This window comes from Celeribacter sp., assembly GCF_048261515.1.
Taxonomy (GTDB): Bacteria; Pseudomonadota; Alphaproteobacteria; order Rhodobacterales; family Rhodobacteraceae; genus Celeribacter.
This window is the reverse complement of the sequence record NZ_JBLXFZ010000007.1, coordinates 211,848-235,743: the sequence shown is the minus strand read 5'-3', so window position 1 is coordinate 235,743 and position 23,896 is coordinate 211,848. Positions and strand designations below refer to the sequence as shown.

Sequence of the window (23,896 nt, the reverse complement as noted above, 5' to 3'; positions counted from 1 at the left end):
CGTCACTCGGCGGCCAGAGGAACCTCGTCACCACCTAGCGCCGCAATCCGCGCGCCTGCACGGGTCAACGCAGCCTTCACATCATCGAAGTCATCGCGTTTGCGCAAACTTGCCTCGTCCATGTAGAGTGAACGATCCACCTCGATCTGAATCGCGTGACGACCATCTTTCGGAACACCATAGCGCTCGGTGTTATATGCTCCCGCGAAAGGCATGTTGCGCGCCACACGAAACCCCTCGGCACGAAAAGCCTCTTGTGTCTCCGCTACCAGTTCAACCGCCGCCGACACGCCATAGCGATCCCCCACCACGATCTCGGGCGGCGATGATGTGCGTCCCATACGGGCGGGTGCGGACTGCAAAGCTTCGTGCGGCATGGAATGGCAATCAACCAGAAGCGCCGATCCAAACGCAGCCTGAGCCTCCCCCAGAAGGGTCTCCACAATCGCATGATAGGGCCGCCAGAAAACCTCGATCCGCGATCGCGCTTCGGCCCTCGTAATCTTGCCACTGTAAATGCAGCGTCCGCCTGCAACCACCCGGGGAATCACGCCAAGTCCTGACGCGACACGCGGATTAGGCACACCGCGCGGCACGCCCTCAATCAACGCGGGATCCAACTCGTCCTCGGCGCGGTTCAGGTCGACCCATGCACGCGGGTAGATGGCACTAACAAATGGCGCGCCGCTCTTTGACACGTCTGCGAAGAGCTCGTCGACATAGGCATCCTCGGACGAGCGCAGCACAAACGGGTCCAGAACCGACTTTGCGACAAAATCTTCAGGATAGTCTCGCCCGCTGTGAGGCGAGGAAAACACCGCGAAACTCCCCAGTTTTTTGGGGCGCTTTACCCTATAACACGCTCTGCTCATTCACTTGTCCTTCTCCCCCGAAACCATAGCTCACGAAATTCGTCGCCAAAAGCCCTTGAACAATCATCCGACTCCTTTTATACGCCTGCGAACTGACGCGGGAATTGACCCGCGTCTTGTTCTTTCCCGCCGCAAGGCACGGTTGAGCGAGGCGCGACTTTTCCCATGAAGGACGGGCGTATAGCTCAGTGGTAGAGCACTTCGTTGACATCGAAGGGGTCACAAGTTCGAACCTTGTTACGCCCACCATCCTTCAAACGTCGACTGGTTTTAACTGGCGCACGCAGGCGCCGCGACAAGGAGACTGAACATGAAAGTTCGTAACTCGCTTCGCTCGCTGAAGAACCGGCACCGCGACTGCCGCGTCGTGCGCCGCAAAGGCCGCGTGTACGTGATCAACAAGACGCAGCGCCGCTTCAAAGCCCGTCAGGGCTAAGCTTCAGCAGCTTCATTAAGAATTGGCCGCACGAGGGAAACTTCGCGCGGCCTTTTCTTATGCAACTCTCGCATCACCCCGCGCGCCGACGTGCTGCCAGAAAGAGATGCACGGCGATCCCGCCGACAAAGAGCACAAGCGCAAATCCGATCAGACCTGCAAAGCCGAAGCCCTCAATCAAAACCAACAGCAGCGGCGTACCAATCAGGTTGCCCGTATTCCCCGCCTGAGCAACCGCACCATTGGCCAACGCCTGATCCTCGGCAGTGACATTCAGCACAGGAATGGCGGAGAAACTCCCTGCCTGTATCAACCCCATGGCCCCCAAAAGCGCGACGGCCGAGAGCGATGGCGCGACTCCAGACGCCAGCGCAACCGTTGCCAGCCCTCCGAAGGCGAAACCTGCGACCAAAACGGATACGGGCGAGAACACCTTCATCAGCCCGATTCCCAACGTCATGGAGACGACCAATGCCGCAATCGGCAATATTCCCGTGAGAAAGGCGCGTTGGTCTTGTGGCAGGAAATCGGGAAGCACCGTAACGAGTGCCACAAACGCCGCGGCATAAAAAACCCATCCCGCAGCAGGTGCCGCTATCCGTGCGCTGGAATAAGCGCGCAGATGCTGTGATATCACATCGCGCAGACCGAACGCAGGCATTGCTTGCCCTTTCGTAAGACGAGGAAGAATCCGCGACATCACCCATGCCATCACGATCAAGGCCGCCCCATGTAAAAGGAACAGAGCGGCAATGCCGGCGTACTCGACGAACGGCAAACCCAAAAACGCGAAGATCGCGATCGCAACCGTGAAGACCGTCCCCCAAAGCGTCATGGCCGTATTGCGGAATTCGGGCGGCGCTATCTGCGCCATCATTGTCGGTGCGGCCACGACGATCACCAGATGCGACACCCCTTCAATAGCTCGGCTGGCCAGCATAATGGCGAAGGGTGGCAGGGCCGCCTGAACAATCGACATCACGCCGCCCATCAACATCGCCGCAACCAAGAGCCGCTTGTAACCGATCCGCGCGATCATCAGCCCCGCGAAGAGACCGAATACCACCCCCATCACACTCACAGCAGACACAAGAAATCCGAGACTTGCACCCTGCTCGGGATAAAGCTCGCGAAATGTCGGGAATGTGACGGAGATTTTCGCAAATTGTCCAGCCGCGAGTATGCCCGCTAGCCAGAGAAAGAGAATCGTTAAACGAGGATCAATGCGCGTCTGTGTCATGCGCGACTAATGGCGGACAGGGCGGCCTGCGGCAAGGCAAAGCAGTGCTCCAAATCCGCACAGGGAGGGTGTCATTCGATCCCGAGAACTTGCCGCGCCATCGCACTATCGCCAACGCGACCCACCGTCACGCCGATGAATTTCGCGCCAGGACGCACGGCGACAAAGACCTGAATAAAATCGCCCTCGGGCAGCGCGGCGACGTAATAGCCGCCCGACGGAGCGTCCGTCAAAAGCACGCTATCGTCGCTGGCGGTGAATGGCATCTCGCCCACCGTCCACGTCGAAATCGCAGTATCGAATGCGGCCAGATCGGTTCCAAGCGCCATGATTTCACAGGTTCTGTCGCTCTCGTGCGCCACGACCAGAATTTTTGGATCATCCGTGCGATAGAGCCGTGCAACTTTGCCCTGCAAGAGCTTGGCCTCCATCTGCTTCGGCGCGCGCTCCAATCCGAAACCGAGCTCAGTGTCGAGATACAAAGGCGTAATGCAATGTGCCTGAACCGCATCAACAACGGGCTCGGCAGAGACGCTCATAGGAACATAGCCAAGCACGGCGGCAACAAGGGCGGCAATCAATCGCATCGGGTTTCTCCTCCTGAACCTGCCCCGCCATAACAGACGCGCACCCGCAAGGTCCATCATCCGCACGAGCGCTCCGCTAGATCGACAGAATCACACCTTGCGATACAGCTCGTCTTCGAGCGCGGAGGTGTCCACCCCAAGTCGCTCCAATCCGTCCTCAAGGTAATCCGCCAGCAGCGGCATCCCCAAGAGGTAGCGTTCCGTTGGAGCGGATTGCTCTGCCTTTGCTGTCTCGAACGCCTCGCCATAATCATCGAAAGTCTCGCGTCCGATCCATGCAACGGCAACGAGGGCCGCCTTTTCATCGGAATTAAGGTTTTTGATAAACGAATTCAGTTCGTGACCTGTCGCATCCGAGGGGCGCGATTCGAGGATCGAATCGGCATCTGCGTCATCAGTAGGCTGATCCCATCGGCCGACTTTTGCGCCCAGCTCACGGGCCCGCAGGATCACGAAGCCAACTTTGTTCGGGCTGATATCCATAGTTTGGTCCTCCAACTCTAGGCTCAACGAGTTTGCGCGCTGCAATCCCGTTCTCCCATGACCTAGGTCAAACGCCGCGACAAACAACGTCATCCCCCGCGTGAGATTATTTGTCAGAGGACAGGGGCACCACGGACGCTGGAGCAGTATCTGCGGCCAGTTCCTCGAAATCGAAATTGTCGAGGCGGTTGGCACGCTTGCCCGCTTTTTCAGCGGAAATCTTGATGTCTTCGATATCCTTGGCGGCCTGACCAAAATGGCGGTCGAGATTGCCGACTCGTGTGCCGAGCCGTTCGACATCCGCGTGGAGCAGGGACAGTTCCTTGCGAATCGCGCCCGCCTGTTCACGCATCCGCGCATCCTTGAGAATCGCACGCATCGTGTTGAGGGTCGCCATACAGGTTGTGGGCGACACAATCCACACCCGCTTGTCGAACCCTTCGCGCACCAGTTCGGGGAAGTTGGCGTGAAGTTCGGCATACACCGCCTCGGAGGGCAGAAACATCAACGCGCCATCCGCAGTCTCTCCCTCAATGAGGTACTTCGACGAGATGTCGGAGATGTGCTTTTTCACCGAGGTGCGCAGCATCTTCGCCGCCTCGGTCACCTCCCATTGCGTATCCGCCCGCCGCAGTGCCTCGTAAGCTTCCAGCGGGAACTTGCTGTCGATCACAATTGGACCTGGCGGGTTGGGAAGATGGATCAGGCAATCGGCCCGTTTCCCATTCGAAAGCGTCGCCTGAAGCGTGTAGCTGTCGCGCGGCAGAGCTTTCGATACGATATCGTTAAGCTGGATCTCCCCGAACGCCCCACGGGTCTGCTTGTTTGACAGGATGTCTTGCAGCGACAGCACATTGCCCGAGAGCTTCTCGATATTGGCTTGCGCCTTGTCTATGGTTTGCAGCCGTTCCTGCAACTGCGTCAGGGATTGCGTTGTCTTTACCGCGCTGCCTTGCAGGGTCTCGTTCATCTTCTCCTGCATCTCGGCGAGAGAGCGGGCCGACTTCATCGCATTAGCGTGCAGGTTCTCCTGCAGCTGATGTTGCACGGCGGCAAGACGCTGCTCCATCGCCTGCATCATTTGCGTCTGCGTATTGGTCTGCGCCTCGGAAACATGGGTCAGGCCACCCGCCAACTGTTGTTGCCCGTCCGACAACCCACGCACGGTCTGCCCGAGCACGTTCATCTGCTGCACCATCGGTGCGGTCATCCGCGCCGCCTCGCCCGCGCGTTTAAGCACCATGATCAACATCACAACGACCAAGACCAAAACCCCGAAAGCCACAATCGCGACAAGCACCATCGGGTCGCCAAGGTTCAAAACACTATCGCCAAACTGGATCATGTGCGCCCGAAAAGCCTCTCGATATCGCTGAGTTTCAACTCGACATAGGTGGGTCGCCCGTGATTGCACTGCCCCGAATGCGGCGTGGCCTCCATCTCGCGCAGAAGTGCATTCATCTCCTCGGCGCGCATCCGCCGCCCCGAGCGGATCGATCCATGACATGCCACACGGCTTAGCACCGCCTCAATCCGCGCCTGAACCGTGAGGCTGTCACCGAGATCGGCCAACTCGTCGAGAATGTCGGTGATCATCACTTTCGCATCAATCGTACCAAGGATCGCGGGCGTCTCGCGCACGGCAATCGCACCACCGCCGAAAGGCTCGATCACCAGACCCAACCGCGCCAGATCGTCCGCAATATCCAGCAAGACCTGCGCATCATTCGCACCCAACTCCACGACTTCGGGAATCAAAAGCGCCTGACTGGCGACACCGTTTTCCGCCATCTGTCGTTTAAGCTTCTCATAAACGAGACGTTCATGGGCGGCGTGTTGATCCACGATCACCATGCCGCGTTCGGTCTGCGCGATGATGTAGTTCTCATGCACCTGCGCGCGGGCGGCACCCAAGGGCAGGGCTTCAACCTCAGGCGCGTCGGCGACCTCTTCGGCGCGGGCCGAGGGCATGGCGGCTTCAGCAAATCCGCGCGTCATCTCGGGCGCTTGCCATTGATAGCTCTGATCAATGGCGTCAGAGGACGGGCGCGGCGGCACGGCAGGACCGACCATAGACGGCCTGTCCATTTGGTAAATACGCGGCGGTGTCTCTCCCTGCCCCTCAGGTCGCATCGCACCAAGCGTCGCATTCGCCACAGTGGTGGACGCGCGGTGTCCCGCTTCCGCCAAGGCGTGACGCAGCGCCGATACGATCAACCCGCGCGCCAAGCCTGGATCACGGAAACGCACTTCCGACTTCGCGGGATGCACGTTCACATCGACCAGGTGCGGATCACAATCGATGAAGAGGCAGGCAGCGGGGTGACGGTCGCGGCTAAGGAAATCGAAATAGGCCCCACGCAGCGCACCGATCAGAAGTTTGTCCTTCACCGGTCGCCCGTTCACGAAAAGGAACTGCGCCACGGATGAGCCACGCGAATAGGTCGGCAAGGCGGCATAGCCCGTCAGGTGCAGCCCCTCCCGCTCGGCATCAATGGCCAGAGCATTCTCGGCGAACTCCTTGCCCAGAACCGTTGCGAGCCGCCCGTGCAATGCGTCGAACATGTCGCCCGTTTGCGGATCAGCGCGGAAGGTCACACGACCTTCTCCACCGCCCGACACATCACGAAGGGTGAACCCGACGAAGGGTTCCGCCATGGCCAACCGCTTCACCACATCGCCAATGGCCTGCGCCTCGGCCCGATCCGTGCGAAGGAACTTGAGGCGTGCGGGAGTCGCATAGAAGAGATCACGCAACTCGACGACCGTACCTTTGGAGATAGCGGCAGGCTTCACTGGCTCGGCGCGACCGCCAGAGACCGAAAGCGTCACACCCTCCCCGCCCGTCGGGCGCGAAGTGATCTTCAACCGCCCCACGGCCGCAAGCGACGGCAAAGCCTCTCCACGAAAACCGAAGGTGTGAATGTCGAGCAGGTCGGAGCCATCAATCTTCGACGTGGCATGGCGTGACAAGGCGAGTGGCAAATCTTCCGCTCCCATCCCGCAGCCATCGTCGGCCACGCGAATGAGCGTCTTGCCCCCATCTGCATATGCTACATCAACCCGCGTCGCACCCGCATCAATGGCGTTCTCGACCAACTCTTTCACGGCGGAAGCAGGACGTTCGACCACCTCACCCGCCGCAATACGGTTAATCGCGCCCTCATCCAGCTGTCGAATGACAGGGCGCGCGGGGAGATCCTTGTGGTCTTGGCTTATGTTGGGCTTAGGCGAATTCATACCACAAGGAGTAGCACGGCCCCGCCCGATTCGACCACGGTGAAAGACTGCGGAAAATCAGTCGGTTTCGAGACCTTCAGGCTGTCCCACCACCACAAAGGTGAGGTTTTCAGGATCATAGATCTCACGCACCACGCGGTTGACCTCATCAAGCGTCAACGCCTCCACAAGATCATTGCGCCGCGCGATATAGCCACTGTCGAGGCCCGACATCTGCATCCCAACCATGATCCGCGCAATCGGCGCATTTCCATCGAACCGCAACGCGTAAGCGCCCGTCAGATAGGTCTTCGCAAGATCAAGCTCCTCTGCCGTCAAACCATCGGCGGCAAGCTTTTCCCACTCGCCACGCACCACATCGATGGCCTCGGCCACCGTCGCATTTGCGGTCGAGAATTGACCCAAAACCAGTTCGGAGTGATCGAAAGGAAGCAGGTAGGCGCCGATCCCGTAGGTCAGCCCGCGTTTCTCGCGGACCTCCTCCATCAGGCGGCTTTCGGCAGCCCCACCGACCACCTCGTTGGCGACATAAGCCGGGATATAATCAGGGTGGTCGCGCGAAATGCCCTGATGACCAAAAATCACAACGGACTGCGGCGTATCGTAGGGCACAACCTCGATCCCGCCATCCAAAGCAGGGGTCACGCGCTCGGGCAGCTTGGGGCCCGTCTCTGGCAGTTCTCCAAGCAACCCGTCGAGCAGGTCGGCCAGTTCATTTGCAGTGATGTCGCCAACGGCGGAAACATAAATCCGGTCGCGCACGATGGCACGGTCACGGGCCGCGAACATGTCCTCGCGGGTCAGCGCATCAACGCTTTCGGACGTGCCATTGTCGGAGGTTCCGTATGGATGATCTCCGAAGGCTTTCGCGTTGAACGCATTGGATGCGATATCGCCTGGATCGGTCTGCTCATTGCGGATCACGGATTGCACCTGCCCTTTGACGCGCGCGATGGCATCCTCGTCAAAGCGGGTCTCAACCAACGCGGCACGCAATAGGCGGATCGCTTCGTCACGGTTCTCGGTCAAAAAACGCGCCGAGATGGATACGCTGTCACGATAAGCATCAAATTCGAAACTGGCAGCGAGGTTATCGCGTGCCTTGGCGAACTCTTGAGCATCCAGATCACCCGCTCCTTCTTCCAACAGAGCCATCATCAAGTTCACCTCGCCCCGCTTGCCCTCGCGGTCCAGCGATGTGCCGCCGCGAAAGCGGATTTCGAGTGCGGTGAAGGGGATCGAGTGCTCTTCCACGAGCCATGCGGAAATGCCGCCTTCGCTTTCTACTTCCTGTATGTCGACCGCCGCGTGCAGCGCGGTGGCGAAAATCGTTGCTGTCACAAGCGTCAGAAATCGCGCGATCATCCGTCCATCTCCTCATCGGCGGCAGAGGCTTCAGGCATAAGCCACCCCGTCACGGCCTTGCGTTTGTCGAAAACCATCCGCGCCGCATCGAGCACATCGTCTTCGGTCACGGCATCAAGAATGTCGGGCCATGCCTCAATGTCCTCCAGCGTCAGACCAAGCGCCAATTGCGCCCCATAGCGCCGCGCCATCGCGGCCACATTGTCACGCTCGTAGATACGGGAGGCGCGCAGTTGGGTCTTGAGTCGCGCGAAGTGATCGGGATCCAAACCCTCCTCCAGAAATTCCGCGATCGCACTATCCAGAGCGGCTTCTGCGTCTTCCAAAGACACATCAGGGGTCGGCACGATCACCAACCCGAAGGTGCCTTCATCAAGCGACGCCCCATCGTAAGAAGCAGAAACATAGACGGCCTTGGGGTCTTCGATGGTGAGCTTTTGTCCAAGAACGGAGGTGGTCGGCGCCCCGCCCAAGAGAGCCGCCAGCATCTCAAGCGCGGCGGCGGTTTCCTGATCACCACTATTGCGCTCGGGTGCCAGATAACTGCGTGCAACATAGGGTTGGGCCACGCGCGGATCGCTCATCGTGAGGCGACGCTCGGAGAGTTGTGGGGGCTCACTCGGACGCTGACGCGGGGTGAGCCCTTCGGTCGGCTCCAGCGGTCCATAGTAGAGGCGCGCCAACTCGAACACCTCGTCGGGATCAACATCGCCAGCAACCACCAAAATCGCATTGTTCGGCGCGTAATAGCGGGCGTAGAAATCGAAAGCACCCTTACGGGTGAGCCGTTCCATCTCGTGCTTCCAACCGATCACGGGAATGCCGTAGGGGTGGTTGAGGTATTGAGCCGCGCGGCGTTGCTCCATGAACAACGCGCCAGGATTGTTGTCGGCGCGTTGATTGCGCTCTTCCAAGATCACATTGCGCTCTGTTGCGACATCCTCTTCGGTCATCTCCAAATCACGCATGCGGTCGGCTTCCATCTCCATCACGAGCGGCAGGCGATCAGCGGCAATCCGTTGATAATAGGCGGTATAATCCCACGAGGTGAAGGCATTGTCCGACCCGCCATTGCGCGTCACGGTGGCCGACAACTCCCCTGCATCAAGGTCATCTGTGCCTTTGAACATGAGGTGTTCGAGGAAGTGCGCGATCCCCGACTTTCCTGGCGGCTCGTCGGCGGCCCCGACCCGATACCACACCGTATGCACGACAACTGACGCACGGTGATCCTCGAAGACATAGACCTCCAAACCATTGTCGAGCGTCGTGTGGGTTATATCCTGCGCCATGAGCGGCGCGGCGATCAGGGCAAAAAGCGCGGCGAATCTGCGGATCATGCAAAACCTCTTGAACAGTGGACGCGCAGCAAAATGCGCTCCCCACTATGTGCGGGCGGGCGGGGCACTGGCAAGCGATGCTGACGGTGATGTGATGACGCGCGCGCTAGTCTTGCGGCGGGGCGGAGGGCACAACGACCCCCGCTGCCCTCAGGCGTTCCCACTCGGCATAGGGATCAAGCGCGAAACGGCGATAGGCCCGTTCGTATTTGTTCTTGCTCCATGGGAAGGCGAAGAACCCGCGCGACTTGAGAACCCGATTGTCGCTTTCTTCCAGATCGGCGCGAATATTGGGGTCGACACCGTAGCGCGACACGTAATTGACGATACCGCCATCAACGCCAGTCTCGGACGCGGGACGCCCGCCGAGCGCAATCACCGCATCCGCCTTGGGCGTGACATCGGCGAGGTTCGAACCTTGCGGGGTCGGTGCGGGAAGGGAGGCGAAATCCTCGGGCGGCTCAAGCAGGCGGTTTGGCACGACGCCAAACTCGTCAGGACCCGCCGAGATTGCCGCAGGTCGCAATGTCTCCTTCGGCGCGCAGGCAGTCAATGCCACTGCCGCCAATAGGATCATCCCAGATTTTGCTGCGCTCATGCCCATGCAGACTTCCCCTAGCTCCCGTAACTCAGGCCATGTTTAGCGGAATGCGCGCGCGAGGTCACGCCCGCTTTTCATCCTTGCCTGTGAAAAGGATCAACCCGAAGGCCCCCGCGAAAATCGAGATGTCGGCAACGTTGAACGAATAGGGGTTCTCGATGCCGCAACACCCCATGTTGAGAAAGTCGGCCACGGCACCGTAAATCACGCGATCCAGCGCATTTCCAAGCGCTCCGCCAACCAATAGGCCTGCGCTGATCTGGCCAAGTGCCGAAAGGTTCTCACGCCGCACCCAACTCAAGACCCACAGCGACACGCCAACAGCCAGAGCCACCCAGCCCCAACGGAGAAGTGCGACATGCTCGGCAAACAGGCCGAAGTTGATGCCGCGATTCCACGCCATACGGAACACCAGATAAGGCGCAAAAACGTCGATTTCCCCAACCGACCGCAGGTTGAGCGCATGGACCACCACCCATTTCGACAGTTGGTCGATCACGAAGGAAACGGTGGCGATCCATATGGCAAGGCGCATGGTCTGACTTTCTCCGCCGTTACAGGCGGCGTTAGTGGCGGAAGTGGCGCATTCCGGTCATGACCATCGCCAGACCCGCCTCGTTTGCGGCGTCAATCACCTCTTGGTCCCGCATGGAGCCACCTGGCTGGATGACACAGGACGCACCCGCAGCAGCGGCTTCCAGCAGACCGTCAGCAAACGGGAAGAATGCATCGGAGGCCACGGCGGACCCTTTGGTGAGCGGCTCGGGCAGGCCCATTGCCTCAGCCATACGTTCGGCCTTCTTCGCGGCGATCAGGGCCGAATCGAGGCGCGACATCTGACCCGCGCCGACGCCGACTGTGGCCTGATCCTTGACGTAGACGATGGCGTTCGACTTGACGTGTTTGCCAACTTTCCACGCGAACAGAAGATCTCTGAGCTGCTCTTCGGTCGGCGCTTTTTCTGTCACAACCTTGAGATCATCGAGACCCACGAAGCCCGCGTCCTTGTCTTGGAACAGATAGCCGCCCGCAACTTGACGGATCGTGCTGGGCTTCTCCAGAACATTGGGCAGGCCCTCGGTCGTCAACAGGCGCAGGTTCTTCTTCGCAGCGAAAATCTCCTTGGCCTCGTCAGAGGCACCAGGGGCGATGACAACTTCCGTGAAGATCTCGGTAATCGCCGCCGCAGTGTCCGCATCAAGTGCTTGGTTCAGCGCAACGATCCCGCCAAAGGCCGAGGTGCGATCGCAGTCAAAAGCCTTTTTATAGGCCTCCAGCAATGTCGCGCCCTTGGCCACGCCGCAGGGATTGGCGTGCTTGATAATCGCCACAGCAGGCGTTTCGGCGGGATCAAACTCGGCGACCAACTCAAAGGCTGCATCGGTGTCGTTGATGTTGTTGTAGGACAGTTCCTTGCCCTGATGTTGGGTCGCGGTAGCAACTCCCGCACGCGCGGAACCATCGGCGTAGAAAGCGGCTTCCTGATGGGGGTTCTCACCGTAGCGCAGGGTCTGTTTGATCTGACCAGCAACCACGCGGCGGCGCGGAGCGGTCTCGCCAATCGCGCCCGCCATCCAGTTCGACACTGTGGCGTCATAGGCCCCCGTGCGAGCATAGGCGATCTGCGCCATTTTCTGACGGAAGGCATAGGAGGTCTGACCGTCATTCGCATCAAGCTCGGCAATCAGCGCGTCGTAATCCTCGACATCCACCACAGTCGTCACAAACCCGTGGTTTTTCGCCGCTGCACGGATCATCGCCGGACCGCCAATGTCGATGTTTTCGATCATCTCGTCATAATCGGCACCGCGCGCCAAGGCGGCCTCGAACGGGTAGAGGTTCACAACCAACAGGTCGATGCCGCCGATCCCGTGTTCATCCATTGCAGCCACATGCTCGGCATTGTCTCGCAGCGCCAGAAGACCGCCGTGCACATTGGGGTGAAGCGTTTTTACCCGCCCGTCCATCATCTCGGGAAAGCCCGTGACATCAGCCACGTCGCGCACTTCCAGCCCCGCATCGCGCAACGTCTTGGCCGAGCCGCCCGTGGAGAGCAATTCCACCCCTCGCCCAGCAAGCGCCTGACCCAGTTCGACAAGGCCGGTTTTATCTGAAACGGAAAGAAGCGCGCGCTTCACGGGTGCAAGATCGGTCATATGGAAATCCCCAGAGTGTTGTCCCTAAATCAGGTCAGAATCTCGTCGTCCATCTCGAGATCGCGCAGGGTCGTCGGTGTTTCCTGCGCCTTCGCGAGTGTCCAACGGACGCGGGTCGCATAATCCATTGCGGCGGCAGATAGAACCACTTGTTTCGTCGCACGCGGCTTTAATCGCCCTTTTTCGAGATAAACCGACGGTTCAAGCGTCAATTTTGCCCGTCCGTCGTGCCGAAACACCCAAATCTCGCCCGACTTGAGCGCCATTGACACAGCCGCTCCACCCATATCCAGTTCCGCGTCAACGTCAGGATGCAGATGGAACCGCACATGGAAGGGGATGCCCTGAAGCCCAAGTCGATCCATTGCACGGTCAAACCGCTTCTCGTCCGCGGGTGTGATCGTGGCCAACGTATCCTCCCCCGCTATTCCGCGCCCGTCATGGCTGAGATCAATCTGGCGGATATGGGTCAGACCGTGACTCGACACGTAACCGTTGTGTCCGCCAACGAAGCCTGAGTCGTCTCCCGAATTGCGCATTTCGATCCGCACGTCATCGGGCACGTCGACCAACAATTCGCGCATGTGTCCGCCGATCATCCGACGCCCGCCCAGACGAGAGGACGAATATCCCTTGATCCCCAAGGTCGAATGCGAGGGCGTGGCCCGTCCTGCACGCCGCATGTCGGGCCCGAAACTCGATCCCGCACCACAGTTGACGACGAGCGGACGGCGCCCCGATGTCACCTCGAAAGCCAACGTGGAGGCATGCGCATTAAAGGAATACTCCTGCGCGGGTGGCGACGCGGCATCGACAATCACCGATGTGCGCCCCGCGTGCATACGAAGGTAGCCCATGTGCAATCCTGCGCGCGGAGCATCCTTATTACCTGAAGTCGCCAGTGCATGATCGAGCCGCCCCTCGGCCCCGCGACCTCCGCCATGGAACCGTGCCAAAGCACCGTCCGAATGCCGCAAGGCGCGTAGGGTGGTGGCGATCCGCGTGATCGCGGTCATATGCGGTCCCTCGACAAACCTGCCCGACTCCGACAGCGACGTCGCCGCCCACGTCAAAAGCGTAAAGACTTCGAGTAACTCTTCAGGGTTCCGCGTCGGCAATCCGCCATCACGATCAATCTGGGCCTCGCACTCACGCCCCAGAGCCTTCACCGCCGTGGGCACATGCCCCTCCATCCCGTTCAGCGACAGCCCCGAATAGATCAACCCCGTCAACGCCTCGAAGCGCGGCAAGCCCGCCGAGGCAGTATGCCAACGCCGCGCGAGGAAAATGGTCTGCTGTGCGAGGGTTTTATAGAAGTCGTCACTAACGCGCGTGTCCTGCCCTGACAGGAAGAAAAGCGCATGGTTGATCCACCGAATAAGCCGCCGTCCCGTCAGATCAGGCGTCCATCCTGGCCCCGAACCGCGCGCGAAACGCTCCATCCAGCCGATGATCCACTCCTGCGCCCGCTTGCGCGCCTTCAGATCACCAACGGCGGCGAGATCGTCGAGCCATGCAAACCCGTGCAATTCCTCGACGAATGCAGGACTCGGCGCTTCGATATCCCAAATGGACGTGTCGGGGGCCTCGACCAGATGACCCGCAAAAAGGAAATTCCCCGCGATCAACTGCCGCCCCTTGGCAAAGGAGCCGATGCTCTTGGGTTCAGGCGTGGAAACAAACCCCGTCGCAGGTTTTGCCCGCGCCGCGCGCCACGCATGAAACCGGTTCATGCGACGAATTCGTTTCGCTCGCCAATCATCCTGTTGCGACATACCGCCTGCCTCGCCCATGATTTTGGGCCGTTGTTTTGCGGGCAAGGATAGCGCCCCGAAATCGCGCTGTCATCGGTGATCTGGGATGCAGATTACAAGCGGCGGAAAACGGTGATGAAAAACCCGTCCATACCCCCTTGATCGGCCCAGAAGTCGGGTCGCGTGCGCAGGCCTTCGTCGCCGATCCACGCAGGGTCAACTCCCGCCACAGCCCGCAACGCATCAAGATCGACGGACACCCCCTCGTGCCGCTTCAATGCATCGCGCACCTGTTCCTCGCCCTCGTCGATAAGCAGGCTACAAGTGCAATAGACCAAACGCCCCTTCGGCTTGAGCAGGCCCAAAGCACGGTCAATCAGGTACTCCTGCAACTCGAACAGCCCTGGAAAATCGCTGCCATCCTTGGCGTAAGGAAGATCGGGGTGGCGGCGGATTGTGCCCGTTGCGGTACAGGGCGCATCTAGCAGGATCGCATCAAACGGCCCGCCCTCGTATTCCAGAGCGTCCTCCACCACCGTCGCGGCATTTAATCCGCACCGGTCAAGGTTCTCGCGCACGCGCTTCATACGGCTGTCGGAAATGTCGAGCGCGGTCACATCAGCACCCGCCGCCGCAATTTGCATCGTCTTGCCACCTGGCGCGGCGCACATATCGAGCACGCGCTCACCTGCCTTGGCGGACAGAACCTGCGCGGGGAGCGCAGCGGCAGCATCTTGCACCCACCAGTCACCCGCCTTGAATCCGTCGAGTTTCGTCACTTGAACCGAGCTGTCGAGCCGCACCGAGCCCGTCGGCAAAACCTTACCGCCCACGGCCTTGGCCACGGCATCTGTATCCCCCTTTGCGCTGAGATCGAGCGGCGCGCCTGCAGCATGTGCCGCCTCCACCGCCGCCACGACCTCCTTGCCGTAATCCGCAATGAGAGGTTTGCGAAGCCATTTGGGCAGCATCGGCGCAGGAAGCCCGTCCCACTTCGCTGCATCGTCGGCGACTTTGCGCAGCACCGCATTAACCAACCCTTTGAAATGCCGCGACTTCGGGCGCTCATCCATCAATGCGACATAGGCATTCACCACGCCATGTGCCGCCTCGCCCGCCGCGCAAATCTCGAAGGTTCCCAGTCGCAACGCATTCATCACGTGCGGCGCGGGGCGCTTCGACAGATGTGGCCCAAGCATTCGATCACAGCGGTCCAGCACGCGTAAAGCCTCGACCACCAACCGTTGCGCACGCGCACGGTCGTCGGCCTCCAGCCCAGCAAGACGTTTGGACAGTGTTTCAGACAGCAACCGCTTTTCGACGGTTACAGCATCGAGAAGCGCCAACGCAGCGCGGCGCGGGTCAAGTCCCGCGACTTTTGAAGAGCTTGTATTCATGCCTTTTCCGCGTATATCAGAATGCACAGACGGACAAGGAAATCCCGATGACCAAGCCATCCAAGACCCCGATTGAAGTAGATGGACGTGACATATCCGATCTGCCGCCCGCCGCACAACGCGCGCTGATCGAGGCTGCCGAACGCCGCAAGCAGGCACAAAAGGAACGCGACGCTATGCCCATCGAATTGGGTGGGCGCGACGGTCCCGAACCTGTGCGCTATGGCGATTGGGAGAAAAAGGGTCTCGCGATAGATTTCTGAGCGCGCACGAGCGCAGGTCTCTCCGCCGCGCGCGGGTCCGTTACAGGCCCAACACGTCGAACATATCGTATTGACCTGGCTTCTGCCCCTGCCCCCAGAGCGCGGCCTTGAGCGCCCCCTTGGCAAAGAGCGAACGGTCGCGGGCAACGTGGCGCAGGGTGATCTGGTCCTCGCCCGAGATGAACATCACGTCATGCTCGCCCACGATGTCGCCGCCCCGAATAACCGCAAACCCGATGTCGCCTTTCTTGCGCGCGCCAGTGATGCCGTCGCGCCCCGAATCGCGCTTCTCCGCCAGACTGACACCGCGCCCCTCCGCCGCTGCTTCGCCAAGCATCAACGCAGTGCCCGATGGCGCGTCGACTTTACGATTATGGTGCGCTTCGACGATCTCGATATCGTAATCCTCGTCCAAGGCCTGCGCGATCATCTTCGTCGCCTTAACCAGAATATTGACGCCCAAAGACATATTCCCCGCGCGCACAATCGTGGCGTGGCGGGAGGCGGGCTCCAGCGCAGCGATATCCTCTTCTGTCATGCCCGTGGTGCCGATGACATGAACGCAATTGGCCTGCGCCGCGACCTCGGCAAATGCAACGGTGGCCGCAGGCGCAGTGAAGTCGATGACCGCCTGCGCCTTAGCGAAGGTTTCCAATACGTCGTCTGAAACGATCACCCCGTTGGGCTGTCCGCCCATCATCTCGCCCACATCCTCGCCGACCCAGTCGTGACCCGACCGCTCCAGCGCGCCAACGAGTTTGCATTTCTCGGAAGCCAACACGGTCTTGATGACCATCTGACCCATTCGGCCCGATGCGCCTGTTACGACGATCCCTGGAACATCACTCATCGCTGGTCTCCCTTTCGCGAATTTCTCGGCGTGGTTTAGCGTGGGGGCGGCGATTTGGCAAAGGTCTGCTTGCGTGCGGGGGCATTCGGGACTATCTCGCCCCCATGGCAAAACGTTCCCATTCAGGCGGGCCCAGTGGCTCGCACCGCACCCTACGTGTCGGCGAAGCGATCCGTCGCAGGCTTTCCGAGCTGCTGACCCGTGGTGAAATTCATGACCCTGCTCTCACCGCGATGTCGATCACGGTGGGCGAAGTGCGCGTGTCGCCCGACCTGCGCGTAGCTACGGCCTTCATCCTACCGCTCGGCGGAAAGGATGCCGAAGAGGCCCTCCTCGCGCTGCGTCGGAACAAGGGCGAGATCCGTCACCATGTAGGCAAGGCCCTCGGGATCAAGCACACGCCCGAGATGCGCTTTGCACTCGACGACACTTTTGATCGCATGGACGCCACCCGTGCCATGTTCGCCGATGAACGTGTCCAGCGCGATCTGGCCAAAGACGACGATAGCGACGAGGACGCGTAATGGCGCGACGCAAGAAGGGACGCGACATCCACGGCTGGCTGGTTGTGGACAAACCCGCAGGTCCAACCTCCACCACAGTTGTTAACAAAGTCCGCTGGGCGCTTGACGCCAAGAAGGCAGGTCACGCGGGCACGCTCGACCCTGACGCAACTGGCGTTCTCGCCATCGCGCTTGGCGAAGCAACGAAGACCGTCCCCTTCATCACCGATGCGCTCAAGTCCTATCGGTTCTCGGTGCGCTTCGGCATTGCGACCAACACCGACGATGCGGAAGGTGAGGAAATTGCAACCTCCGACGCGCGACCGTCGGATGACGAGATCCTTGAGGCTCTGCGCGCCTTCGAGGGTGACATCATGCAGGTGCCGCCCAAATTCTCCGCCGTCAAAATCGACGGCGAACGCGCCTACAAGCGCGCCCGCGACGACGAGGAATTCGAGATTGCCGCCCGCCCGCTCTACGTGGATGAGATGGTCTTTGTCGAACGGCCCGACGCGGATCACGCGATCATTGACATGGTCTGTGGCAAAGGTGGCTACGTGCGTTCAATCGCGCGCGACCTTGGAGAAGCTCTGGGCTGCTACGGCCATGTCGAATGGCTGCGCCGTGAGTGGTCAGGCCCGTGGGAAGCAGCTGAAGGGATCTCCTTGTCAAAGGTCGAGGAACTGGCGCGCACGGAAGAACTCGACAGCTACCTGCGCCCCGTCGAAGAGGGCCTCGCCGATCTCTCAATGATGCGCGCGACACCTGAAGGGGCGACACGGCTTTTGAACGGCAACCCTGGCGGCGTTTACCCTGCTGATGGCGTGGAATACGGCGACGAGGTCTGGGTCTCTTTCGAGGGCAAGCCCCTTGCCGTAGGGCGTTTCAAGTCGGGCGAGGTTCACCCCTCGCGGGTCTTTAACCTCTGACGCCGAACGATGCGGTCTACTTGCGCACCTGTCGCATTCGGGTCATCAAAGGCGCATGATCGAACGCAGCCATACCAAGGGCGACGCCCCCTCCACCGCCGTCTATTCCGACTGCGAGCGTTACCGTTACTCGCTCACGCGAACATGGGACGCGGCGGGGCGCAAGGCGCTGTTTATCATGCTCAATCCGTCCACCGCCACCGAAGTGCAAAACGACCCCACAGTGGAACGCTGCGAACGGCGTGCGCGGACCTTGGGGTTCGGGGCCTTTTGCGTGACCAATATCTTTGCGTGGCGCGACACTGATCCACGCAAGATGCGCGCCGTCGCCGATCCCGTTGGCCCCGAAAACGACCGCACGATTTTGGCGTTTACCGATTGGGCCGATCAGATCATCTGCGCTTGGGGCACGCATGGTGCGCACCTAAACCGTGGGGCGCAGATGGAGACCCTTCTGCGCGCAACTGGCCGACCGCTCTATCATCTGGGTCTGTCGAAGGCGGGGCATCCGAAGCATCCGCTTTATATCTCTTACGAGACCCAACCCGAACTGTGGGAAGTGCCTTGAAAGGTTAACGGTTTCGAGCGCTATGCAACGCGGACCACAATGTCACCCGCCGTGAGGCCCGTTGCGCCGTTAACCACCGCGACATTGACACCGTTCACGAAGACCTCGCTCGACAATCCGTCCTCGGTTTCCCCAACCGTAACCTCCATATCCCCGCGCGCGGCCGTGACTTTATCGACCTCGATCATGATCACATCCTCTGCGTGTGCATAGTCGGTGATGGTGACAGCTGGCGCACCATTGGAACCGTCGAAATACAGACCGAATCCGTCGCTCCCAGCACCACCCGTCATGACATAGGTTGAGCCATCATCCCGACCTGCAAACAACAGATCATGACCATCGCCACCGTCCATGATCGCGGCCCCATCACCGCCATAAATTGTGTCATTTCCATCATTTGCATGAACCACAGAAGCGTCATCACCGAGAGCTATGGTGTCGTCGCCATTGCCACCGTTGACGATATTGAGCGTGCCATCTGTATCGAAAGTTAGCCCGCCTTCCTCCTCGACGATATTGGCCGCCACACCCCCGCTTTGCGGGTCGTCGGGCAGGACCAGGACATCGCCGTCGTCGCCGAGATCGTAAACGTCGATGCCGCCAGAATTGTCACCTACGACATCGTCCTTATCCACGTTGGGCGAAAGCACACTATCATCAGGCGAACCGACAGGACCTGCGACATCGGGTTTGTCGGGGTCATTGACGCCAAGAACCACATCCGAGGGCGAACCTATCGGCCCCGCCGTGTCGGGTGTGGCGGGATCATTGGCCTCAAGGATACCATCGCCGAAATTCGCGCCGTTCCCGTTCTCGACCCCACTCCATGAATTTTCTTCAATTTCAGGAAGTTCCGAATAGGCGAATTCCAGAAGATCACCATTCGTGGCCATGTCCATAGACATAGCCTCATCCGATTGATCAACGGCAGCATCCCCTTCGCCCTCATCCCCATCGTCGCCCACAAGCGTAAAGGCAGCAGGAACAAGCCCGAGCAATGCAAGAGCCCACAACATAGTCACACCCACAAAATTAGTCAGAGATTCTTATATCATTTGGCGGGGCTTGGCTCCTAGGAAAAGATAGATCAAAGTTAACCTAAACAACTGTTTTCAAGTCCGAATATCACCCTGCTCCACCCCGTCCCTTGCGGCCAAGGCACCCGCTCATAAATGCCGAAACCGATACGAGATATGGCGCGGGTGAGGCGGGTTTGCTATGAGACCATCATGGCAAAACACACCGACATCCCCGCCTCGCAATCCGCAATCGACGCGCTGACCGAAGAGGTCAACCGATTGAACAATCATAAGTTTCTGCGCATCCAGAACTCGACAGCACGGATGCTCTGGTACCAGTTCCTGCGCGGGCTGATGTTCGGGTTTGGCTCGGTTGTGGGGGCGTCGATCGTGGTGTCGATCGTGGGCTATGTCCTCAACCAGATGGAAGTCGTGCCCATCATCGGGGAATGGGCGAAACAACTCGCCTCCGAGATCATGGTGCAAACGGACCGTGTCGAAACGGGGCAGTAGCCCCCAAGGCCCCGTCCGCAAAGAGCACCTACCGTCACACCCGCACGAAGCGTACGAAACCTCTTCCTTTTTGCGCAGAATCCGCCTATACGCGCCCATCTCCGCTTGAATTGGCGGGGAAAGATTCTCCAAGGGCCCTGCTGGACGACATCCCGGCTTGCGCCATAACCCTTTGTTTATGAAAGGAGACCCCGATGTCGATTACTGCCGAGAAGAAGGCTGAGCTGATCAAGGAATTCGCCACCAAAGAAGGCGATACTGGTTCCCCCGAAGTGCAGGTCGCAATCCTGACCTCCCGCATTTCCACGCTCACCGAGCACTTCAAAACCCACAAAAAAGACAACCATGGCCGTCGCGGCCTTCTGATGATGGTTGCGCAGCGTCGTAAGCTTCTTGACTACGTCAAAGGCAAAGACGAAGCCCGCTACCAAGACCTCATCAAGCGTCTGGGTATCCGTCGCTAAGACGGTTTTCCAATACGGAATTTACGGAAAGCGCGTCCTTCGGGGCGCGCTTTTTCGTCATGGCGGGCGGGTTTCAGTGCGCATAAGAGTTAATGCAGCATGCATTGCGCGGAAGTCCACCACCGACACCGAGCGTCAGCGCGTCTTGTCGGCCTTTCGGATCACATCGGCAATTCGCGCCGCAATCGCCGCCGCGCCCTTGACTGAAGGATGGATACGGTCGCGGGTGTGGAAGCTGCGGTCACCCTCGGGAACGATATCCGTGAGCGGAACGAAGTACACCCCCCTGTCGCGCCGCGCCATTGCCGCCAATCGCGCCTCAAGCGTGTCACCCTCGTCGGCGCATCCCTCGATCAAAGAGCCAATGCCAGGGCTGCGCAGATAGCCGACGTAGACGACGCGTGCGCCCGTGGAACGCAGGTGCGCGATCAGTTCGGGAATTTTCCCCATTGCGCCATCCGCGCCGATCATCCGTTCGATCCGTGTATCACAAGCGCGACAGCCGCAGGCGAACATCAGATCGTTGCCGCCGCCATTGACCACCACCCAATCCCACGTGCCCTCTATGACCTGCGCCGATATCCGCATCCCCATAGCGCCCGTGAGCGGTAAGGCATGGATAACCTTCGCACCGTTCTTGGACATATTGCGCACAGGCTCGCCAAGTGCCTCCGCCAGAGCATCACCGACGGCGGCCCCCTTTTCGCGGTGCGAGGCGAGCATACTGTCACCGATCATCAGAATGCGGGGTGTCTCGGCACAAAGCGGGCTGGCGTAGGTGGCGAAGAGCGCGAAGGCAAACGCCATGGCGCGCAAGACAGTGGCGGGTGCGGCTATTTGGATCACGAGGCAGAACTCTTTCGCTAAAGGATCGCGGCTCATTCAGGCGTAGCCCGCACGTGCGTGCCGATCAAGGGTGCCGCAAAGGCGGATTGGCCTCCGCAGAGCCACCTACGGCACGAATGTTTTGCTAAATCCTTGCCAATGATGTATGCGCGAGAGCATCTGAGACGTAGGCGCGACGACCCCCGCGCTTGTGACGTAAGGATGATGGGGTCGGCGGCAATGGGGCCGCCATTCAAAACGGGAGACCCGCAGGGGCGGGAGTGCTCCCAACTAGGAAACGATATATGTTCAACGAAGTGAAAAAGACCATCCAGTGGGGCGAAGAAGAGCTTACACTGGAATCGGGTAAGGTTGCGCGTCAGGCTGACGGCACCGTTATCGCCACATTGGGCGAGACCTCTGTTATGGCAAACGTGACTTACGCGCGCCAACAGAAACCTGGGCAGGACTTCTTCCCGCTCACGGTTCACTACCAAGAGAAATACTATGCCGCCGGTAAAGTTCCGGGCGGCTTTTTCAAACGCGAAGCGCGTCCGACCGAGAAAGAGACGCTGACTGCCCGTTTGATCGACCGTCCGATCCGTCCGCTGTTCGCACCAGGTTTCAAGAACGAAGTTCTGGTGATGTGTACTGTTCTGTCGCACGACCTCGTCAACGATCCCGATGTTGTCGCGATGATCGCGGCCTCCGCGGCTCTGACGATTTCGGGCGTTCCGTTCATGGGCCCGATTGCCTGTGCGCGCGTGGGTTACGAGGATGGCGAATACATCCTGAACCCGACCGTCGACGATATGCACAAGCTGCGCGAGAACCCCGATCAGCGTCTTGATCTGGTTGTTGCAGGCACGAAAGACGCCGTGATGATGGTGGAATCGGAAGCCTACGAGCTGACCGAGGACGAAATGCTCGGCGCTGTGAGCTTCGCGCATGAGCAGATCCAGCCCGTCATCGACCTGATCATTGATCTGGCCGAAGAATGTGCGAAAGAGCCCTTCGACTTTCAGGCGCCTGACTATTCGGACCTGTTCGAAGCTGTGAAAGCGGCTGGCGAAACGGCGATGAAAGAAGCCTATGCGATCACCGACAAGCAGGAGCGTGTAGCTGCTGTTGCGGCCGCAAAGGAAGCCATCAAGGAATCGCTGACCGAAGAGCAGCTTGAGGACGCAAACCTCAGCGCGGCACTCAAGAAGCTCGAATCCACCGTCCTGCGTGGCACGGTTGTGAAAGAAGGCAAGCGGATCGACGGCCGTGCGCTCGACGAAGTGCGTCCGATCGAATGCGAAACGGGCTTCCTGCCCCGTACGCACGGCTCGGCGCTCTTCACTCGTGGCGAGACACAGGGTCTTGTCGTGACCACACTCGGCACCGGTGACGACGAGCAGATGATCGACGCGCTTACGGGCACCTACAAGTCGAACTTCCTGCTGCACTACAACTTCCCTCCCTACTCGGTTGGCGAAGTGGGCCGTGTCGGCTCTCCGGGCCGTCGTGAAATCGGTCACGGTAAGCTGGCTTGGCGTGCGCTTCAGGCTGTTCTGCCTGCCGCAACCGACTTCCCCTACACAATTCGTGTGGTCTCCGAGATTACCGAATCCAACGGCTCTTCCTCGATGGCTTCCGTCTGTGGCGGTTCGCTCTCGATGATGGATGCGGGTGTTCCGCTCAAGTCCGCTGTTGCGGGTGTGGCCATGGGTCTGGTGCTCGAAGATGACGGCGAATTCGCCATCCTCACCGACATCCTTGGCGACGAGGATCACCTCGGCGACATGGACTTCAAAGTGGCGGGGACCGAAAAAGGTATCACCTCGCTGCAAATGGACATCAAGGTGCAGGGCATCACGCCCGAGATCATGAAGAAAGCCCTCGCGCAAGCGAAGCAGGGTCGTCTTCACATCCTCGGCGAGATGAACAAGTCGCTCTCTGGTGCTGGTGAATTCTCCGCCCACGCCCCGCGCATCGAAACGATGCAAGTCCCCACAGACAAGATCCGCGAAGTGATCGGCTCGGGCGGGAAGGTGATCCGCGAAATCGTTGAAGTTTCTGGCGCAAAAGTCGACATCAACGACGACGGTATCATCAAGATCGCAAGCCCCAACGGCGACGCCATCAAAAAGGCCTACGATATGATCCACTCGATCGTCGCAGAGCCCGAAGAAGGCGTGATCTACAAAGGCACGGTCGTGAAAGTCGTCGACTTCGGCGCTTTCGTGAACTTCTTCGGCAAGCGTGACGGCCTCGTGCACGTCTCCCAGATCGAAAACCGCCGCCTCAACCACCCCTCCGACGTGCTCAAAGAAGGTCAGGAAGTTTACGTCAAACTCCTCGGCTTCGACGATCGCGGCAAGGTCCGTCTGGCCATGAAAATGGTCGATCAGGAAACGGGTGAAGAAATCGCACCGGAGACGAAAGAAGGCTGAGCGGCTGGCTCCATAGACTAACGGAATCCTCCGCCGCAAGGCGGGGGTAT

At 59.7% G+C, this 23,896-nt stretch carries 24 protein-coding genes and 1 tRNA gene; 9 read left to right on the top strand and 16 right to left on the bottom strand.

The genetic code is table 11. From position 1 onward, the window contains the following. Positions 1–2: 2 nt before the first annotated feature. Positions 3–872 (bottom strand): N-formylglutamate amidohydrolase, encoded by an 870-nt coding sequence (locus ACN0SC_RS13905; protein WP_417250280.1) that lies wholly within the window; start codon positions 870–872, stop codon positions 3–5. A gap of 174 nt (positions 873–1,046) precedes the next feature. On the opposite strand from ACN0SC_RS13905, the gene ACN0SC_RS13900 reads away from it, so the two are divergent. Further along, positions 1,047–1,121: transfer RNA gene (locus ACN0SC_RS13900), tRNA-Val, on the top strand. A gap of 61 nt (positions 1,122–1,182) precedes the next feature. After that, complete coding sequence (gene ykgO / locus ACN0SC_RS13895; protein ID WP_005850168.1) at positions 1,183–1,308, top strand: type B 50S ribosomal protein L36; 126 nt, start codon at positions 1,183–1,185, stop codon at positions 1,306–1,308. A gap of 73 nt (positions 1,309–1,381) precedes the next feature. Here ykgO and ACN0SC_RS13890 read toward each other — a convergent pair whose 3' ends face one another. The 12 genes from ACN0SC_RS13890 to ACN0SC_RS13835 form a co-directional block, all read right to left on the bottom strand. Then, a complete protein-coding gene (locus ACN0SC_RS13890; protein ID WP_417250279.1) occupies positions 1,382–2,548 on the bottom strand; it encodes an MFS transporter in 1,167 nt (388 codons plus the stop codon). Between the two features lie 71 nt (positions 2,549–2,619). Beyond that, on the bottom strand, positions 2,620–3,135 hold the full coding sequence (locus ACN0SC_RS13885; protein ID WP_417250278.1) for a hypothetical protein: 516 nt from the start codon (positions 3,133–3,135) through the stop codon (positions 2,620–2,622). 90 nt (positions 3,136–3,225) lie between these two features. Beyond that, positions 3,226–3,618, bottom strand: a complete 393-nt coding sequence (locus ACN0SC_RS13880; RefSeq protein ID WP_417250277.1) for a DUF3775 domain-containing protein — start codon at positions 3,616–3,618, stop codon at positions 3,226–3,228. Positions 3,619–3,724: 106 nt separating this feature from the next. After that, on the bottom strand, positions 3,725–4,963 hold the full coding sequence (locus tag ACN0SC_RS13875) for a DNA recombination protein RmuC (RefSeq protein ID WP_417250276.1): 1,239 nt from the start codon (positions 4,961–4,963) through the stop codon (positions 3,725–3,727). Continuing rightward, positions 4,960–6,858, bottom strand: coding sequence for a DNA mismatch repair endonuclease MutL (mutL, locus tag ACN0SC_RS13870; protein ID WP_417250275.1), 1,899 nt, complete (start codon positions 6,856–6,858; stop codon positions 4,960–4,962). The genes ACN0SC_RS13875 and mutL overlap by 4 nt, the downstream gene beginning before the upstream one ends. A gap of 57 nt (positions 6,859–6,915) precedes the next feature. Further along, positions 6,916–8,223 (bottom strand): M16 family metallopeptidase, encoded by a 1,308-nt coding sequence (locus ACN0SC_RS13865; RefSeq protein ID WP_417250274.1) that lies wholly within the window; start codon positions 8,221–8,223, stop codon positions 6,916–6,918. Continuing rightward, the gene (locus ACN0SC_RS13860; RefSeq protein WP_417250273.1) at positions 8,220–9,563 is read right to left on the bottom strand and encodes a M16 family metallopeptidase; all 1,344 of its coding nucleotides are present in this window, start codon (positions 9,561–9,563) and stop codon (positions 8,220–8,222) included. Before ACN0SC_RS13860 ends, ACN0SC_RS13865 begins: the two co-directional genes overlap by 4 nt. A gap of 106 nt (positions 9,564–9,669) precedes the next feature. Then, positions 9,670–10,161: a DUF3035 domain-containing protein gene (locus tag ACN0SC_RS13855; RefSeq protein WP_417250272.1), complete on the bottom strand. Its 492-nt coding sequence runs from the start codon at positions 10,159–10,161 to the stop codon at positions 9,670–9,672. 64 nt (positions 10,162–10,225) lie between these two features. Further along, positions 10,226–10,699, bottom strand: a complete 474-nt coding sequence (gene lspA / locus ACN0SC_RS13850; protein ID WP_417250271.1) for a signal peptidase II — start codon at positions 10,697–10,699, stop codon at positions 10,226–10,228. Positions 10,700–10,730: 31 nt separating this feature from the next. Further along, positions 10,731–12,320: a bifunctional phosphoribosylaminoimidazolecarboxamide formyltransferase/IMP cyclohydrolase gene (purH, locus tag ACN0SC_RS13845; RefSeq protein WP_417250270.1), complete on the bottom strand. Its 1,590-nt coding sequence runs from the start codon at positions 12,318–12,320 to the stop codon at positions 10,731–10,733. A gap of 29 nt (positions 12,321–12,349) precedes the next feature. Continuing rightward, the gene (locus ACN0SC_RS13840) at positions 12,350–14,053 is read right to left on the bottom strand and encodes a heparinase II/III family protein (RefSeq protein ID WP_417250269.1); all 1,704 of its coding nucleotides are present in this window, start codon (positions 14,051–14,053) and stop codon (positions 12,350–12,352) included. 134 nt (positions 14,054–14,187) lie between these two features. Then, a complete protein-coding gene (locus tag ACN0SC_RS13835) occupies positions 14,188–15,471 on the bottom strand; it encodes an RsmB/NOP family class I SAM-dependent RNA methyltransferase (RefSeq protein ID WP_417250268.1) in 1,284 nt (427 codons plus the stop codon). Between the two features lie 47 nt (positions 15,472–15,518). On the opposite strand from ACN0SC_RS13835, the gene ACN0SC_RS13830 reads away from it, so the two are divergent. Beyond that, positions 15,519–15,734: a DUF1674 domain-containing protein gene (locus ACN0SC_RS13830; protein ID WP_417250267.1), complete on the top strand. Its 216-nt coding sequence runs from the start codon at positions 15,519–15,521 to the stop codon at positions 15,732–15,734. A 40-nt stretch (positions 15,735–15,774) separates the two neighbouring features. Here the strand turns inward: ACN0SC_RS13830 and dapB are convergent, their stop codons facing one another. Further along, a complete protein-coding gene (gene dapB / locus ACN0SC_RS13825; protein ID WP_417250266.1) occupies positions 15,775–16,584 on the bottom strand; it encodes a 4-hydroxy-tetrahydrodipicolinate reductase in 810 nt (269 codons plus the stop codon). A gap of 104 nt (positions 16,585–16,688) precedes the next feature. Between dapB and rbfA the strand changes: the two genes are divergently transcribed. The 3 genes from rbfA to ACN0SC_RS13810 are packed head-to-tail and all read left to right on the top strand — an operon-like array spanning position 16,689 to position 18,584. After that, positions 16,689–17,108: a 30S ribosome-binding factor RbfA gene (rbfA, locus tag ACN0SC_RS13820; RefSeq protein ID WP_417250265.1), complete on the top strand. Its 420-nt coding sequence runs from the start codon at positions 16,689–16,691 to the stop codon at positions 17,106–17,108. Next, on the top strand, positions 17,108–18,016 hold the full coding sequence (truB, locus tag ACN0SC_RS13815; protein WP_417250264.1) for a tRNA pseudouridine(55) synthase TruB: 909 nt from the start codon (positions 17,108–17,110) through the stop codon (positions 18,014–18,016). Before rbfA ends, truB begins: the two co-directional genes overlap by 1 nt. A gap of 55 nt (positions 18,017–18,071) precedes the next feature. Beyond that, positions 18,072–18,584: a DUF1643 domain-containing protein gene (locus ACN0SC_RS13810; RefSeq protein WP_417250263.1), complete on the top strand. Its 513-nt coding sequence runs from the start codon at positions 18,072–18,074 to the stop codon at positions 18,582–18,584. A gap of 20 nt (positions 18,585–18,604) precedes the next feature. Here ACN0SC_RS13810 and ACN0SC_RS13805 read toward each other — a convergent pair whose 3' ends face one another. Next, positions 18,605–19,603: a calcium-binding protein gene (locus ACN0SC_RS13805; RefSeq protein ID WP_417250262.1), complete on the bottom strand. Its 999-nt coding sequence runs from the start codon at positions 19,601–19,603 to the stop codon at positions 18,605–18,607. A 213-nt stretch (positions 19,604–19,816) separates the two neighbouring features. Between ACN0SC_RS13805 and ACN0SC_RS13800 the strand changes: the two genes are divergently transcribed. Then, positions 19,817–20,119 (top strand): DUF5665 domain-containing protein, encoded by a 303-nt coding sequence (locus tag ACN0SC_RS13800; protein ID WP_417250261.1) that lies wholly within the window; start codon positions 19,817–19,819, stop codon positions 20,117–20,119. A 194-nt stretch (positions 20,120–20,313) separates the two neighbouring features. Then, on the top strand, positions 20,314–20,583 hold the full coding sequence (gene rpsO, locus ACN0SC_RS13795; protein WP_417250260.1) for a 30S ribosomal protein S15: 270 nt from the start codon (positions 20,314–20,316) through the stop codon (positions 20,581–20,583). A 135-nt stretch (positions 20,584–20,718) separates the two neighbouring features. Here rpsO and ACN0SC_RS13790 read toward each other — a convergent pair whose 3' ends face one another. After that, positions 20,719–21,429, bottom strand: coding sequence for an SGNH/GDSL hydrolase family protein (locus ACN0SC_RS13790; RefSeq protein WP_417250259.1), 711 nt, complete (start codon positions 21,427–21,429; stop codon positions 20,719–20,721). Between the two features lie 284 nt (positions 21,430–21,713). Between ACN0SC_RS13790 and pnp the strand changes: the two genes are divergently transcribed. Then, the gene (pnp, locus tag ACN0SC_RS13785; protein ID WP_417250258.1) at positions 21,714–23,846 is read left to right on the top strand and encodes a polyribonucleotide nucleotidyltransferase; all 2,133 of its coding nucleotides are present in this window, start codon (positions 21,714–21,716) and stop codon (positions 23,844–23,846) included. The last annotated feature ends 50 nt before the right edge of the window (positions 23,847–23,896 follow it).